The sequence below is a fragment of the Patulibacter ginsengiterrae genome (genome assembly GCF_056269115.1).
In genome coordinates this window covers 760,515-774,183 of sequence record NZ_JBWDOG010000001.1, presented here as the reverse complement: position 1 = coordinate 774,183, position 13,669 = coordinate 760,515, and the positions used below count along the sequence as shown (strand labels likewise).

At 69.9% G+C, this 13,669-nt stretch carries 13 protein-coding genes; 9 read left to right on the top strand and 4 right to left on the bottom strand.

The window, feature by feature from the left end; all coding sequences use genetic code 11:
• Positions 1-53 precede the first annotated feature (53 nt).
• Positions 54-824 carry a 3-oxoacyl-ACP reductase FabG gene (gene fabG / locus ACVUH9_RS03355; protein WP_475753931.1) on the top strand — a complete coding sequence of 257 codons (771 nt, stop codon included), beginning with the start codon at positions 54-56 and terminating at the stop codon, positions 822-824.
• 20 nt (positions 825-844) lie between these two features.
• Positions 845-2,014, top strand: a complete 1,170-nt coding sequence (locus ACVUH9_RS03350; RefSeq protein ID WP_475753929.1) for an acyl-CoA dehydrogenase family protein — start codon at positions 845-847, stop codon at positions 2,012-2,014.
• A 223-nt stretch (positions 2,015-2,237) separates the two neighbouring features.
• On the opposite strand, the gene ACVUH9_RS03345 is transcribed toward ACVUH9_RS03350, so the two are convergent.
• Positions 2,238-3,002, bottom strand: coding sequence for a hypothetical protein (locus tag ACVUH9_RS03345; RefSeq protein WP_475753927.1), 765 nt, complete (start codon positions 3,000-3,002; stop codon positions 2,238-2,240).
• A 1,797-nt stretch (positions 3,003-4,799) separates the two neighbouring features.
• Between ACVUH9_RS03345 and ACVUH9_RS03340 the strand changes: the two genes are divergently transcribed.
• Both ACVUH9_RS03340 and ACVUH9_RS03335 read left to right on the top strand, forming a co-directional pair.
• Positions 4,800-5,549 carry a hypothetical protein gene (locus ACVUH9_RS03340; protein WP_475753925.1) on the top strand — a complete coding sequence of 250 codons (750 nt, stop codon included), beginning with the start codon at positions 4,800-4,802 and terminating at the stop codon, positions 5,547-5,549.
• Positions 5,550-5,579: 30 nt separating this feature from the next.
• The gene (locus ACVUH9_RS03335; RefSeq protein WP_475753923.1) at positions 5,580-5,822 is read left to right on the top strand and encodes a hypothetical protein; all 243 of its coding nucleotides are present in this window, start codon (positions 5,580-5,582) and stop codon (positions 5,820-5,822) included.
• Positions 5,823-5,964: 142 nt separating this feature from the next.
• Here the strand turns inward: ACVUH9_RS03335 and ACVUH9_RS03330 are convergent, their stop codons facing one another.
• Complete coding sequence (locus ACVUH9_RS03330) at positions 5,965-6,087, bottom strand: hypothetical protein (protein WP_475753921.1); 123 nt, start codon at positions 6,085-6,087, stop codon at positions 5,965-5,967.
• A 944-nt stretch (positions 6,088-7,031) separates the two neighbouring features.
• Between ACVUH9_RS03330 and ACVUH9_RS03325 the strand changes: the two genes are divergently transcribed.
• The 4 genes from ACVUH9_RS03325 to ACVUH9_RS03310 all read left to right on the top strand — a co-directional run bounded on the left by ACVUH9_RS03325 (position 7,032) and on the right by ACVUH9_RS03310 (position 10,026).
• Positions 7,032-7,313, top strand: a complete 282-nt coding sequence (locus ACVUH9_RS03325) for a hypothetical protein (RefSeq protein WP_475753919.1) — start codon at positions 7,032-7,034, stop codon at positions 7,311-7,313.
• Between the two features lie 185 nt (positions 7,314-7,498).
• Positions 7,499-8,452 carry an ABC transporter ATP-binding protein gene (locus ACVUH9_RS03320; RefSeq protein ID WP_475753991.1) on the top strand — a complete coding sequence of 318 codons (954 nt, stop codon included), beginning with the start codon at positions 7,499-7,501 and terminating at the stop codon, positions 8,450-8,452.
• Positions 8,449-9,240 carry an ABC transporter permease gene (locus ACVUH9_RS03315; protein WP_475753917.1) on the top strand — a complete coding sequence of 264 codons (792 nt, stop codon included), beginning with the start codon at positions 8,449-8,451 and terminating at the stop codon, positions 9,238-9,240. The genes ACVUH9_RS03320 and ACVUH9_RS03315 overlap by 4 nt, the downstream gene beginning before the upstream one ends.
• Positions 9,241-9,252: 12 nt before the next feature.
• Entirely contained in the window at positions 9,253-10,026 is a 774-nt protein-coding gene (locus tag ACVUH9_RS03310) for a MerR family transcriptional regulator (protein ID WP_475753915.1), read from the top strand.
• Between the two features lie 64 nt (positions 10,027-10,090).
• On the opposite strand, the gene ACVUH9_RS03305 is transcribed toward ACVUH9_RS03310, so the two are convergent.
• Positions 10,091-10,984: an NADP-dependent oxidoreductase gene (locus ACVUH9_RS03305; protein WP_475753913.1), complete on the bottom strand. Its 894-nt coding sequence runs from the start codon at positions 10,982-10,984 to the stop codon at positions 10,091-10,093.
• Positions 10,985-11,054: 70 nt separating this feature from the next.
• On the opposite strand from ACVUH9_RS03305, the gene ACVUH9_RS03300 reads away from it, so the two are divergent.
• Complete coding sequence (locus ACVUH9_RS03300; protein WP_475753911.1) at positions 11,055-11,636, top strand: TetR/AcrR family transcriptional regulator; 582 nt, start codon at positions 11,055-11,057, stop codon at positions 11,634-11,636.
• 214 nt (positions 11,637-11,850) lie between these two features.
• Here the strand turns inward: ACVUH9_RS03300 and ACVUH9_RS03295 are convergent, their stop codons facing one another.
• The gene (locus tag ACVUH9_RS03295; protein ID WP_475753909.1) at positions 11,851-13,665 is read right to left on the bottom strand and encodes a CocE/NonD family hydrolase; all 1,815 of its coding nucleotides are present in this window, start codon (positions 13,663-13,665) and stop codon (positions 11,851-11,853) included.
• Between the last annotated feature and the right edge of the window lie 4 nt (positions 13,666-13,669).

Here is a 13,669-nt window from a genome sequence, read left to right as displayed (position 1 = left end):
CAACCACCGCAGTCCCGGGCGCGGCTCGCCGGCCCGGCGAACGAGGAGCAGCAGTGAGCACGACGTCCCGGCGTTTCCCCGAGCAGGTCGCGATCGTCACCGGCGCGGGCGGTGGCATCGGTGCCGCGGTCGCGTGGCGGCTGGCGGAGGAGGGCGCGAACGTGATCCTCGCCGACCGTGACGAGCCGGCGGCCAGCGTCGTCGCCGCCGAGCTGGAAGCGGCCGGCCACCGAGCGAGTGCGGTCGCGGTCGACGTCACCGACGGCGACGCGGTCGAGCGGATGGTCGCCTGGGTCGCCGAGCGCCACGGCCGGATCGACGTGCTCGTCAACAGCGCCGGGATCACCCGCGACAACCTGCTCTTCCGGCTGACCGACGAGGACTGGGACACGGTCGTCGACGTCAACCTCAAGAGCGTCTTCCTCTGCGCGCGGGCGGTCCAGCGGGTGATGGTGCCGGCGAAGTCGGGCGCGATCGTCAGCCTCTCCAGCCGCTCGGCCTACGGCAACCGCGGCCAGGCGAACTACAGCGCGGCGAAGGCCGGGATCCAGGGCCTGACGGCGACGATCGCCTCCGAGCTGGGGCCCTTCGGGATCCGTGCCAACGCGGTCGCTCCCGGCTACATCGCGACCGCGATGACCGACCTGACCGCCCGCCGGCTCGGGCTCGAGCCCGCCGAGTACCAGGAGCGGGTGGCCGCGGCGACGCCGCTGCGGCGGGTCGGGCAGCCCGACGACGTCGCCTCGGTGGTCGCGTTCCTCGCCTCGTCCGATGCGGCCTACGTGACCGGCCAGACGATCAACATCAACGGCGGCGCGCGCTAGCGCCGCGCGGAGCGGCGACGATGGACTTCTCCCTCAGCGACGGGCAGCGCTCGATCCGCGACACCGCGCGGGCCTTCATCGAGAAGGAGGTGATGCCGCTCGAGCCGGAGGTGCTCCAGCGCGAGCGGCGCGGCGAGCCGGCGCTGCCCCACGAGCAGCTGCGGGCGCTGCAGGCACGGGCGCGCGAGTTCGGCTTCTGGGGCCTCGGCACGCCCGCGGCCTACGGCGGCGCGGAGCTGCCGGCGGTGACCCAGAGCCTGGTCTGGACGGAGATCGGCCGGACCTTCGTGCCGTTCGTCTTCGGCGGCGAGACCGACGTGATCCTCTACAAGGCCAACGCGGCGCAGCGCGAGGAGTACCTGCTGCCCGCGATCGAGGGCACGCGCGCGTCCTGCTTCGCGGTCACCGAGCCGGGGGCGGGCTCCGACCTGACCGCGATCCGGATGAGCGCGCGGCGCGACGGCGACGACTGGATCCTGAACGGCGAGAAGACCTTCATCACCCGCGGCAAGGAGGCCGACTTCTCGATCGTGATCGCGGTCACCGACGCCGAGCTGGGCTACCGCGGCGGCTTCACCGCCTTCATCGTCGACCGGTCGATGGGCTGGACCTCGTCGCCGATCGAGACGATGGGGCCGGCCGAGCCGATCGCGATGGCGTTCGACGACGTCCGGGTCCCGCACGCGAACGTGCTGGGGGAGGTCGGCGACGGCTTCCGGCTGGCGATGGAGTGGATCGGCCGCGGCCGCTACGTGATCCCGTCGCAGGCGATCGGGGCGGCCGAGCGGCTGCTCGGGATGGCCGTCGCGTACGCCAACCAGCGCGAGACGTTCGGGGTGCCGATCGGCGACCACCAGATGATCCAGGCGATGATCGCCGACAGCGAGGTCGAGCTGGAGAGCGCCCGCTGGTTGGTGCTGGTGGCGGCGTGGACGGTCGAGCAGGGCCGCGATCCGCGCCACGAGTCGTCGATGGCCAAGCTCAGCGGGGCGACGATGGCCAACCGGGTCGTCGACCGGGTGCTCCAGATCCACGGCGGGATGGGCTACACCCGCGAGCTGCCGATCGAGCGCTGGTACCGCGAGGCGCGGCTGTGGCGGATCTTCGAGGGCACCGACGAGATCCAGCGTCGGGCGATCGCCCGCAACCTGCTCAGCGGCAAGCGCCGGATCGGCGGGCACCTGGCCTGAAGATCGTGGTGTCCCGGGTTCGAGTCCCGGTCTCGCCATACGCAAGAAAGCCCCGTAAATCGGGGCTTTTTTCGTTCCCCGGGGAGGGCCCGTTGTGAGCGCCTACGCGCCACGTTTTGGGGTTCGTGGCCTGATCATGGCCTAATCAGCTGTGAATCCGTCGTTCGGTGCTTCAGTTCGAATTGCAACTGACGAGTTGCAGGGGCCCCGTTTGGCGCGACTCCTACTTCGGGCGGTGCCCTCGCGCCTCGCCCGAAGCCTCAGCGGAACCGTCGCGGAGTCGCTGGGCCTGCGCTGCGATGTGGCGGTGGAAGCGCCGTTCGGTGGGCGGCCGTCGCAACAGCTGGTCGTCTGCCGCGTTGGCGACTGTGATCCTCAGGGCGTCGATCAGCTGGTCGTGGATGTGATCGAGCTGGTGCCGATGGTCGAGGAGCCAGAGTTCGTCGGGCACATCCTTGCCGTGGACGATCGCGTTTCGCAGCTGGCAGAGACGCGTCAGCCACCGCTCGTTTGGGGTAAGGGGTGCCGGGCCATTCGCCCAAAACACCTCGTCGCGGCCGTAGGTCTTCTCCGGGGTGTCGGGTCCTCGCGTGAGGTGACCGAAGGCGCGTACGAGGGCCTGCGTCTGGTCCCCGGAGTCGGTGAGTACCTCCAGGGCGCTGCGGGTCGCGCCGACTCGCACTTCGAGCGTGACGGCCTCTGCATTGCTCAGTGCGATCCGGTACCAGTCCAGCGCGCGGCCCAAGCGGCGGCCGGCCGCTTCGTCCTCGTCGAGCGCCGAGTAGGTCGCGTCAGCGAGTTCGTCGTCGAACGACGCGAGACGGGGTTTGGGAAGCTCGACTGGCGGTGCGATCGGAGGCAGTGGCTTCCCGTCGGGTGCGCGGTGAATCGCGGAGATTCGGACGAGCATTCCGGTCACCGTCGCGTACGAGTTGTCCCGTCCTCCAAGCGGGTGGCCATAGACCAAGGCGTTCTCCGCCGTCGTCATCGCATGGCCCGCGTTCGGGCTTACGTCCCCCGGCCCCCCACCATGGCGGGGTTGCAGGACATCGCTCCGGCGAGCAGTGCGTGCCCGAGTCTCCGCATTTCTGGGTGAGAGAACGGGGCCTCGACCTGGTCTCCGGACGGCAATGCGACTGCGCCGAGCGACGGCCCACCGCCGGGCCGGTATGCCTCGACCAGTCGCGTCACGTGTGGGCGTAGGTGCACCGGTACGGCGGCGCACGTGTCGATGTCCTTGAACGGCACGAGTCGCCACGGCCCGACGGTTGCCTCTTGTCCTAGCGGCACGTAGGGGGCGAAGAGCGCGTCGGGCACCCCGGATCTTCCCCGCCTACCTGGACGGAGCGCACGGGCGGCGGCCGATCTCGTGGAGCGAGAGGGCAACGACCAGCGGGTCTCGTTGGCTGCCGCCGCAGTCGAATTGCGTCCGGCGGGTTGCTAGGCGCCCGTTTGGCGGGCCCAAAGCCTTGGCTTTGGATCTCGGTCCATAGCGTCGGTCGGGTTCTGACAATCAAGAGTGCCCCGGGCGACGCGCGAACGTCCCCGGGGCTGGCACAGGAGCAGCAACTCCCATGCAAGACCGGCCTACCCACGGCCGGGGCCTCTCCCCGGCCGAAGCTGACAGCGAGATGCAGGGCGTCGTCTTGATGCATCTGTTGGACGACTACCCGGCGCCGTTCACTACCGAGGAGGTGGTGACGGAGCTCCTTGGCGATGATCCGCGCTTCGGCGGCCGCGACGTGATCGTGCGTGCGGTGCGCGACCTGCAGCATGCGGGGCTGCTGCATCGTCACGGCGAGTTCATCTTCCCGAGCCGTGCGGCAGCACGTTTCGCAGTATCCGCGTCAACTGAGTTTCGGCCTGGGCGCGGGTATTGGTACTTGCCTCGCGCTCTAGGTCGACCGGAGGCGCGTGCCCTCGCGGCTAGCTCTGCGCAGGCGTGCGCCGGCCCCGCTCGCTCGCTTCGCCAGCGAGAGGATGCACAACAGTCCGAGGGCGGTGGGGAGGCACATGAGGCGAAGCACGGCGGCAGCGTAGCGAGCCGGTCCTCAAGCCGCGGGCAGTTGCAGGGCCATCCGGCACCGTCAACACGACGCCAGATACCGACCGCAGGCCACGACGAGCGCCGCTACGGCTGTGACCCCGCCGGGGCTGGTGACGCAACACAGCACCGCCCCGATGAAGACGATGACGACCAGGCTGAACACTCCGAGCGCCGGGTGCAGCCCGGGGCGAGAACGAGCACTACTTCGCTTGCCCTGCTGCTCCGTTCGGATGTCGTCCTCGGTTGCGATGGTTCGGCGAGAGTTTGGCACTACAAGCACCGTAGGATCGACTCTCGACCCGAACCGGATGCAATGCATCACGCGTAGTACTGCGAACATGTTCGGCAGGGGCATTCAAGGCACTTTTGCTCTGCCGAAGGCCGCGACCAAGATGCTGTAAGCCCTGCGGCTGGGCGTCGACCGGCGCTCTACCGGCTTGCTGCTCTCAGCCGCCAAGCCGGCTGGCTCGATGGTGTCCGTGCCGACATTCTCGGCGTCCGTTTCGCAATGCATGCCAAATCGCCATAGGCGATTGGTCTAGAACGGATCGACTATGGATGTCCTCTCAGCGGCACGGCGCCGGGCTGCCTGGCGCTGCCGGGGGCGCGACCCGGCTGACGAAACGTGCGGCGCCGCTCCGGCGCCCTGACGGGCCGCCGTGCGGGCGGAGGGTCTCATCACCCTTGACACATGCAACTGGTGCCTTATGCTGGACAAGCTGTGTACTAACCCAGGAGATGAGAATGGGACTGAGCAGGCAGGCCCTCAAAACCGTGACCTTTGGGGCGGTCCTTCTGGCCGTACCGTTGGGAGGAGCTTCTAGTGCTCTGGCCGGTACGGTCGTCGCGACGAATTCGTCGGAGATCCCTAGCGAGTGGAAGGCGATCGCGCCGGCGGGATCGTGCATTGCCGACCCGTTCAAGCCCGACTGCCGCGACGAGACAGGCGGCCCCGTGCGAAAGGCGATCTACCCGGACGCGGCAACGCTCAAGGCCCAGAATGACCAGCCGGGATTTGAACCTGACGCGCCCTTGGTTGGTGTAGGAGGAGCCGACCTGCCGGCCACAACCGCAACGGTGCCATTCGTCGGGGCTCCAGACGCATCCGCGAGCACGTCTGCCACCCAGGGCGCTGCGTCTGCCGCGGTCAGCTGCCAGATCGCGGCATACCCGGTAAGCCTACTCCTGAGCACCAACCCGTCGGTCGGGCACTATGTGGGGTTCTCGGGATCGGTCGTGTGCCCCCCGGGTTACTACATCGCCGCGACGGCGCAGGCTCAATTGCTCCGCGACGGTGGCCAGATCGCATTTGCGAACGCCGATTCGGTGGGCATCCCGAGCGCGACGGCCCGTGGCACCTACAACTGCCACCACTCGCAGGTACACACCTACAAGGTGCGAACCGTGGGCTTCCTGACCCAGATCAACGGCTTGCTGGTCTCCGACTCGGTTGTCGGGCCGGCCGAGAATCACACCTGCCCCACCTAGACCGGGCCCACCCCGATAGTTGATGGCTTGATGGGGCCGTTGGTGCATCTGGCGACGGCCCCAGAGCTATTTGGTATTCAGCCTGTCGGTCACGGACGCTTCGTCGACCCCGTATTCGCGAAGCCACAAACCAAATCGGCCGCCCTTGGCGAGAATGGCGAGGATCAGAGCGGCGTCTACGGCGGGATGACCTACATCCCCGATTGCTCGGCCGTCAAGAACGACTGCGACCGCTCTGTCGTGATCGTCGGCTCCGCCACCGACCGGCCGTGACGGCGGCCGGCCGCTCGGCGGGGTCACTTCGGCGTCGGTTTGAAGTTCGTCGTGCGGCATATCACTGGTTCGGTCCCGTTCCTATACGGCCGCCGAGACCGCGCAGTTCTTGCTCTAAACAAGATAGAGCTTCTGTGCTCCCCTAGGAGTAGGCGAGCGATCCGCGCTTCTCGCGCTCGACGATCCCGGCGGTCAGCAGCTGCTTGAGGTCGTAGTTGACGCCGGACTTCGCGACCGCGGAAGACGACCCCGTGGAGTTGCTCAAACGGCACCGCGGGCGGCCATGCGGTGACCTCAAGAAGATCGACCCGCGGGCTGTGGACGTGGTCGCCAAGGATCTGGCCGGAACGCTCCGGGTCGAACACAAGCTCCTTGCCTTCGTTGCGAGATATCCGCCGCCGCCGGAGTCTCGACCGGCTGGCGCGCGGGTGGACTTCTCGAACCTTGACCCGGTATTGCGCACGATCTACGAGCATCGTTCGCGCGCGACCTGCACGACGGGATCGCATTTCCCCAGCCGCTGTGCGAACCGCCAATATCGGGCGAGGACGGCAGCTATGAGCGCTTCCCGATGGTCGCGGTTCGCGGAGCTGGCGGCATCTGGGGCGCGGCGGTCCTTCCGATCTGCCTCCACACGTTCGCGCACCTCGTTCGAGAATCGGTTCTCGCTTGGGCGATCGACAGGGCTCGGCAGACTCGCTAGCGCACTGACTCGCCTCTTGCTATCGGTGCGGCGCCGGGGCGAGGTCGATCAGGCCACGAGCCCCACGCTCGTGGCCTGAACCCGCGTGAAACCCCGGTAGACTATGGGCAACTCGGGGCTACCGGCGTACAGGAAATCCCTGCAAATCCCGACCTGCGGTGGCCGAAATGGCGCCGACTGAGGGTCGTGGTGTCCCGGGTTCGAGTCCCGGTCTCGCCACTTCCGAGAAGGCCCTGCATTGCGGGGCCATTTTTTCGTTGGCTACGGGCCCATCAAGTTGGAAGCGTCTATGTGCCAGTAGCGCGGTTGGTGGCCTGATCGTGGCCTAATCAACGCCGATCCGTCTGTCCGGATTCGCTCGTCGAGGTCCGATTTCGCCGCGCGATCGGCCCGCAAAAGCCCTGGCTTTGGGTTCGGGCCAGCTGTTTCGTTGTCGTTCTGACAATCGAAGTGCCCCGGGGCGACGTTGGCGCGCCCCCGGGGCCGGCACAGGAGCGTGAACTCCCATGCATGACCAGCCTACCCGTGGCCTGGCACTGTCCCCGGCCGAGTCTGACGACCAGTTGCAGGCCGTCGCCCTGAACCACCTGCTGGACCTCTACCCGGCCCTCTTGAGGGTCGCGGAGGTCCAGGCCGAGCTGCGAAGCGACGATCCCCGGCTCGACAGTGCCGAGGGCGTCGACCGGGCTTTGCGAGATCTGCGGTGCGCGGGCCTGATTCATCGCAGCGGCGAGTTCGTGTTCCCGACCCGGGCTGCCGGGCGCTTCGGCGGTCTACCGCCAGTCTAGGTGCCGTTCCTCAGGATGTCGTTCATCCGCGCGTCCATGCTGAGCCCGCGGCTCTCTCGGCGAACGTCCACCGATATGCCGGATTCCCTCGGGATCAGGCCCCGTTGGTTGGGGCAACGTCCCTCGTACCTACGCGGAGAATCCGCCTTGACCTTGACGTTGCGTCAGGGTCCTATCGTCGCGGCATGAATCACAGAAATGACGCGATCGAGGTGACCGGGCTACGGAAGTCCTACGGTGATCACGAGGTGATCTCGGGCGTGGATCTCACCGTCGCGGAGGGCACGGTCTACGCCCTCCTGGGCCCCAACGGCGCTGGCAAGACGACGATCGTCAACATCCTCGCGACCCTGTTGATGGCCGACGACGGTGAGATCCGCGTCGCCGGCCACGACGTGCGCCGCGCGCCGGACCGGGTGCGCGCGTCGATCGGTGTCACCGGGCAGTTCTCGGCGATCGACGAGCGGCTCACGGGCCGCGAGAACCTGCGGCTGATGGCCGACCTTGCCCACCTCGACCGGGCGGCCGTCGCCGGCATCGTGGCCGGGATGCTGGAGCGCTTCGACCTCGTCGACGCCGCGGACCGTCCGGCGCAGATCTACTCGGGCGGGATGAAGCGCAGGCTGGATCTGGCGATGACGTTGATCACGAGACCACGGCTGATCTTCCTCGACGAGCCGACCACCGGCCTGGACCCGCGCAGCCGCCGCGAGCTGTGGGCGATCGTGCGGGAACAGGTCGCTGACGGCGTGACGGTCCTGCTGACCACGCAGTACCTCGACGAGGCCGATCACCTGGCCGATCGGATCGGTGTCCTGGACGGCGGTCGGCTGGTCGCCGAGGGCACCGCGGCAGAGCTGAAGCGGCGGGTGCCCGGCGGGCACGTGTCGGTGCAGTTCACCGACGCCGCGAGGCTGACCGCGGCTGCTGCGTCGTATACGGACGCGTCCGCGGATACCGAGGCGCTCACGCTGCAGGTACCCAACGACGGCAGCGTCGCCGGGCTGCGTCGGGTGCTCGACACGCTCGACGATGGCGTCGTCGGGGTGACCGTCGAGAGCGCCGATCTGGACGACGTGTTCCTCGCGCTCACCGGCCATGCGACCGCGGCGCCCGCAACCGAGGAGGTTCCCGGATGAGCACCTACACCGTTCGGGACTCGGCGACGATGCTGCGCCGCAACCTGCTGCACATCCGCCGCTACCCCTCGCTGTCGATCATGCTGGTCGCCCAGCCGATCCTGTTCCTGCTGCTCTTCGTCTACGTCTTCGGCGGAACGATGGGCGCCGGTCTGCCGGGTCAGGCGGGCGTCGGCGACCGCAGCGACTATCTGGTGTTCATCACGCCGGGCATCCTGATCATGACCGTCGCCAGCGTGGCGCTGGGCACCGCGATCGCGACCGCGACCGACATGACCACCGGGATCATCGCCCGGTTTCGCACGATGAACATCGCGCGGGTGTCGGTGCTCACCGGCCACGTGCTGGGCGCCGTGATCAAGACCGGCTGCTCCTTGGTCGTCGTGACGGCGTTCGCGTTCCTGCTCGGGTTCCGCTCCGACGCCGGCCTACTGGAGTGGCTCGGCGCGGTCGCGCTGCTGGTGCTGTTGGCGTTCGCTCTCACCTGGCTCACCGTCGGCATGGGCCTGGCGGCCGACAGCGTGGAGACCGCCAGCAATACCCCGATGTTCCTGGTGCTCCTGCCGTTCATCAGCAGCGGCTTCGTGCCGACGGACGCGATGCCGTGGGGCGTGCGGCAGTTCGCCGACTACCAGCCGTTCACGCCGATCATCAACACCGTACGGGCCTTGGTCACCGGAGCGCCGACAGACTCCGACCTCTGGCTCGCGATCGGCTGGTGCGTGCTGATCTCGCTGCTGGGGTACCTCTGGTCCCGGCGGCTGTTCCTCCGGGTGCCGGCGAAGTAGGAGACTGGCCGGGTGCTCTTGATCGGTCAGCTGGCGTCGTACGCCGGCGCCACGGTCCGCGCGGTTCGGTTCTACCACCAGAAGGGCCTGTTGCCCGAGCCGGAGCGCGACGGCTCCGGCTACCGGCGATACGACGCCGCGGCGGTCGTCGAGCTGATCCGGATCCGTACGCTCGCCGAGGCCGGCGTGCCGCTGTCGCGCGTGCGTGAGCTGCTCGCGGCCAATCCGGACGAGTTCGCCGCGGCCGTCGAGCAGATCGACCATCGCCTGCAGGCCGAGATCCGGGAGCGGCGGGAGCATCGCAAGCGGATCGCGCAGTTGGTGGCCGGCGACAGCCTCGCGCTGCCCCCCGAGGCGGTTGCCTACCTCGACCGGATGCGCGAGCTCGGCTTTCCGGAGGGGATGGTCGCCGGCGAGCGCGACGCCTGGATCCTGGTCGCGGCTCAGTTGCCCACGAGCATGCCGCTGTACATGGCCTCCAAGCGGGAGCAGCTCGATGATCCGACGCTCCGCGAGCTCTATCGCGACATCGGCACGGCGGCGTACGAGTGGGAGTGCGACGATCCGCGGCTGCCGGCGCTGGCCGACCGTCTGGTGGCCTCCATCGAGGCGTTCGGTGAGGCGGAGTGGGAGGCCTACGCCGAGGGTCCGATGAGCGAGGAGCTCGTCGCGTTGCTCGACTGGGTCTTTCTCGACTCCTCTCCGATCGCGGCCCCCCTCCTGGAGCTGCTCGAGGAGCGCGGCTGGCGCGGTTGGACGAAGCTCGAGCGGACCCGTCCGCGATAGCGCCGTCGCGCGGGCCGGTCCCCGGGGCGCCCAACGCTGAGACGGCGAAGGCGGGCTCGGGAGCTCAGACGACCAGGACCCGCCGCCCGCGTGTGTGGCCGGCGTGGCTGTCTGCGTGCGCCGCTCCGGCCTCGGCGAGCGCGTACGACCGCTCAATCGGGATCCGGAGCGCTCCCCGCGAGATGAGGTCGGTGGCTTCGGCGAGCGCGTGCGGCACGCTCCCGGCGACGCCGGAGAAGCGGACGCCGAGCTCCGGCGCGGTGAGATCGGCGATCGAGATCACCTTCCGCGGATCGCCGGTCAGCGCGACGAGCTCGCGGATCACGCCCGAGCCGGCCAGATCGAGCGCGGCGTCAACCCGGCCGAGCTGCCGCACTCGCTCGACCCAGCCGTCGCCGTAGGTCGTGGCGAGGGCACCCAGGCTCCGCAGGTATTCCTGGTTCGCGGCCCCGGCAGTGCCGATCGCCGCGATGCCGCGGTCGCGGGCGATCTGCAGCACCGCCGATCCGACTCCCCCGGACGCGCCGCTGACCAGCAGCGTCTGTCCGGGCTGTACGCCGACCTGGTGGATGATGCGAAGCGCGGTCTCCACCACGGAGGGGTACCCGGCCGCCTCTTCGAACGTCAGGCCCTCGGGCATGCGTGCCCAGGCCGACAGCACGGCGAGCTCGGCGTAGGTGCTCGAGCCCTCGCCGAACACGTGATCGCCGACCTCGACGCCTGCGACGCCCTCGCCGACCTCGTCGACCACCCCGGCGGCGTCGAGCCCAACTCCGGCGGGCAGCGCGATCGGGCGGACCTCCTGGAACTGGCCCTCGCGGATCCTCCAGTCGACGGGGTTCACGCCCGCCGCCCGCACGGCGATCCGGACCTGACCGGGGCCCGCGTGCGGCTCGGCGATGTCGACGAGCTCCAGCACCTCCGGACCGCCGAATTCGGCAAAGCTCACGGTTCTCATGGTCCCACCGTAGCACTAACGGTTATGATTACGGAACGAATACGCTTTCGTACTTGCTAGTGTCCTGGTGGTGATCGAGCCGATCGGGCGCCGCGAGCGCAAGAAGGCCGCGACCCGCCAGAAGATCGCCGACACCGCCCGGCGGCTCTTTCTCGAGCGCGGGTACGACGCGGTCGGGATCCGTGAGGTGGCCGCCGAGGCCGACGTGGCCGTGACCACGCTCTTCGCCCACTTCGCCTCGAAGGAGGCGCTGGTCTTCGGTCACGACCAGGACTTCGAGCGTCAGCTCTCCGAGGCGGTCACCGGCCGCTCGCCGCAGGAGCCGCTTGTCGACGCGCTGCGCCGCGAGATCCAGGCTCAGCTGCGGCAGTGCATGGCGGGCAGCGCCCGCCCGCTCTGGCGCATGATCGACGACTCGCCCGGGCTGCGGGAGTACGAGAAGTCGATGCGGCTGCGGCACGCCGAGTCGCTGGCCACGGCGATCGCCAGCGATCTCGGCCTGGCGGAGCCGTCGACGGCCTGCCGGGCGGTCGCGCGGTTCACGATCGACGCCTTCCAGCTGGCACGGGAAGACGCCGATCCGGAGGCCGCGGTCGACGAGGTCTTCCGGATGATCGAGGCGGCCTGGGCCGTCGGCGGCCCCGCTCGGTGAGGGGCCGGGCCGCTTGCGGCGCTCCGGGCTTGGAGGCTCCGCGACGGCGCCCGTCGCTGGCTGACGGGCCCGACGGGCAACTGCTCGCCTCGGTCCTGCTGACCGGGTCCTGAGCCGCCCGGGCGCCGCGGCGGTCGGCGCGCCTCGCCCGCGACCGGCCGCCCCGGGGGCCGGGACCGACCCGATCCCCGCGGGCGGCGCGCTCCCGGTCGGCCTACCGCGTCGGGGCGACCGGCAGCTCGACGTACGACGGCCGCTCGGCGTTGCGGTGAACGGTGTACGTCGCCTTGCCGTCGGCCGGCAGCGTCGCGAAGTGGTCGGCGTCGGCGCCGGCGATCGCGATCCGGATCCGGTGGCCAGCCCGGATCCGGGCCGCCGTCGGCAGGAGGTCCATGCGGATCGTCTCGACGCGGCCGGGCACCATCGCCCTCGCGTCTCGCCGGGCGTAGGTGCGCGGCGTGCGCAAGACGCGGTGCGGGGCGTCGCGACGGGCCACCCGGCGGTCGGCCAGCCGCAGCTGGCCCTCGGTCAGGTAGGTGACCCGCCCGTCCGGCCCGACGTCCTCGAGGTACGCGAACAGCCCACCGTCCTTCCGGGTGCTCGCCAGGCGGAGCGTCAGCTTCGCGAGCCCCGCGACGCGCGTGTCCCGGACCATCGGCGGGCTGGTGTAGGTGAGCAGCTTGCGGTCCTCACCGCGGCGGTCGGCGTAGACGACGTCGTCGCCCCCGAGCTGGGTCTCCCAGCGGCCGGTGGTGCCGCTCCGGGTGCTCGGGTCGAGCCGGTAGCGGTCGGTCGCGCGACGGTCCGTCGGCCGGTGCCGGGCGAGCCCGTTGCCGGCGTCCAGGTACCAGCGCGCCGTCTCGGTGCCGCGCAGCGGCCACGTGCGCGTGGTGCGGAACGCCTTCTCGCCGAGCGTCGCGTAGCGCAGGACGCGGCCGGGCACCGCCCGCTCGCCGCGCTGGACGTGACGATCGAAGAAGTCGCGCATTCGCAGCATCAGGCCGTCGACCTCGAGCGTGCCGGCCTCGTCGGCCGGACGGAACGGGTCGGCCGTGAACCCGGCGCCGTGGCTCCAGGCACCGATGTAGGCCTCCTGCGGCACCTTCAGCGTGAGCAGGCGGGACAGCGAGCCGTTGGCGGTGCCCGCGTCCAGCCAGCTGGCGGCGGTGAGCATCGGGACTCCGGCCCGCTCGGTGGCCTTGCGGTGCGCGTACGGCGAGCCCGTGGCCCAGGACCAACTCGTCCTGCGGTCCTTGAAGCCCATCTTCGCGACCGTGGACCGCAGGTCGACGCTGCGCTGGTGCTCCCGGACGGCGGCGGCGAGCAGCGCCGGGCCGTCGGGGCCGTCGACCGGCTTCGGGCGGGCGACCTGCTGGGCGAACGCGGTGCAGTCCTCGCCCATGACCTTGGCCGCCTCGCAGACCGCGCCGTCGATGCCGTCGAGAGCCCGGGTCAGCGCGAGCCAGTTCGTGAGCATGAAGCGGTTGGGGAGGCCGCCGGGGAACGCCAGATCCTCGTACACGTCGTAGTCGGGGAAGAGCGGCGCGACGGCGCGGATGTGGGGGTTGCCGGTCGAGGCCATCAGCTCGGCGGTGTTGCCGCCGTAGGAGGTCCCGTAGGCGCCGGCCCGGCCGTTGGACCACGGCTGCGTGGCGATCCAGTCGAGCAGCTGGTCGTAGTCGCGGATCTCCGCCGACGACCACTCACCGGTCCGGGAGCCGAAGGACGCGCCGGTACCGCGGGCGTCGACGTTGACGAAGGCGTACCCGGCGTCGGTCCAGTAGCGCGCGGCGCTGGACGGCTTGGCGTCGACCTTCGCCCGCTGGTAGCGGGTGGCCGTGACGACGGCGCCGATCCGCTTGTCGGCGGGCAGGCCGGCGGGGAGCGAGAGGTCGATGGCGATGCGGACGCCGTCGCGCATCGTCACGTACTGCGCGACGGTGACGGGGTCGGCCGTCGCGGCCTGGGCCGCGAGGCCGGAGACGATCGCGCAGGCCAACAGGCCGGCGACGATTCGGATGATGCGCATGGGA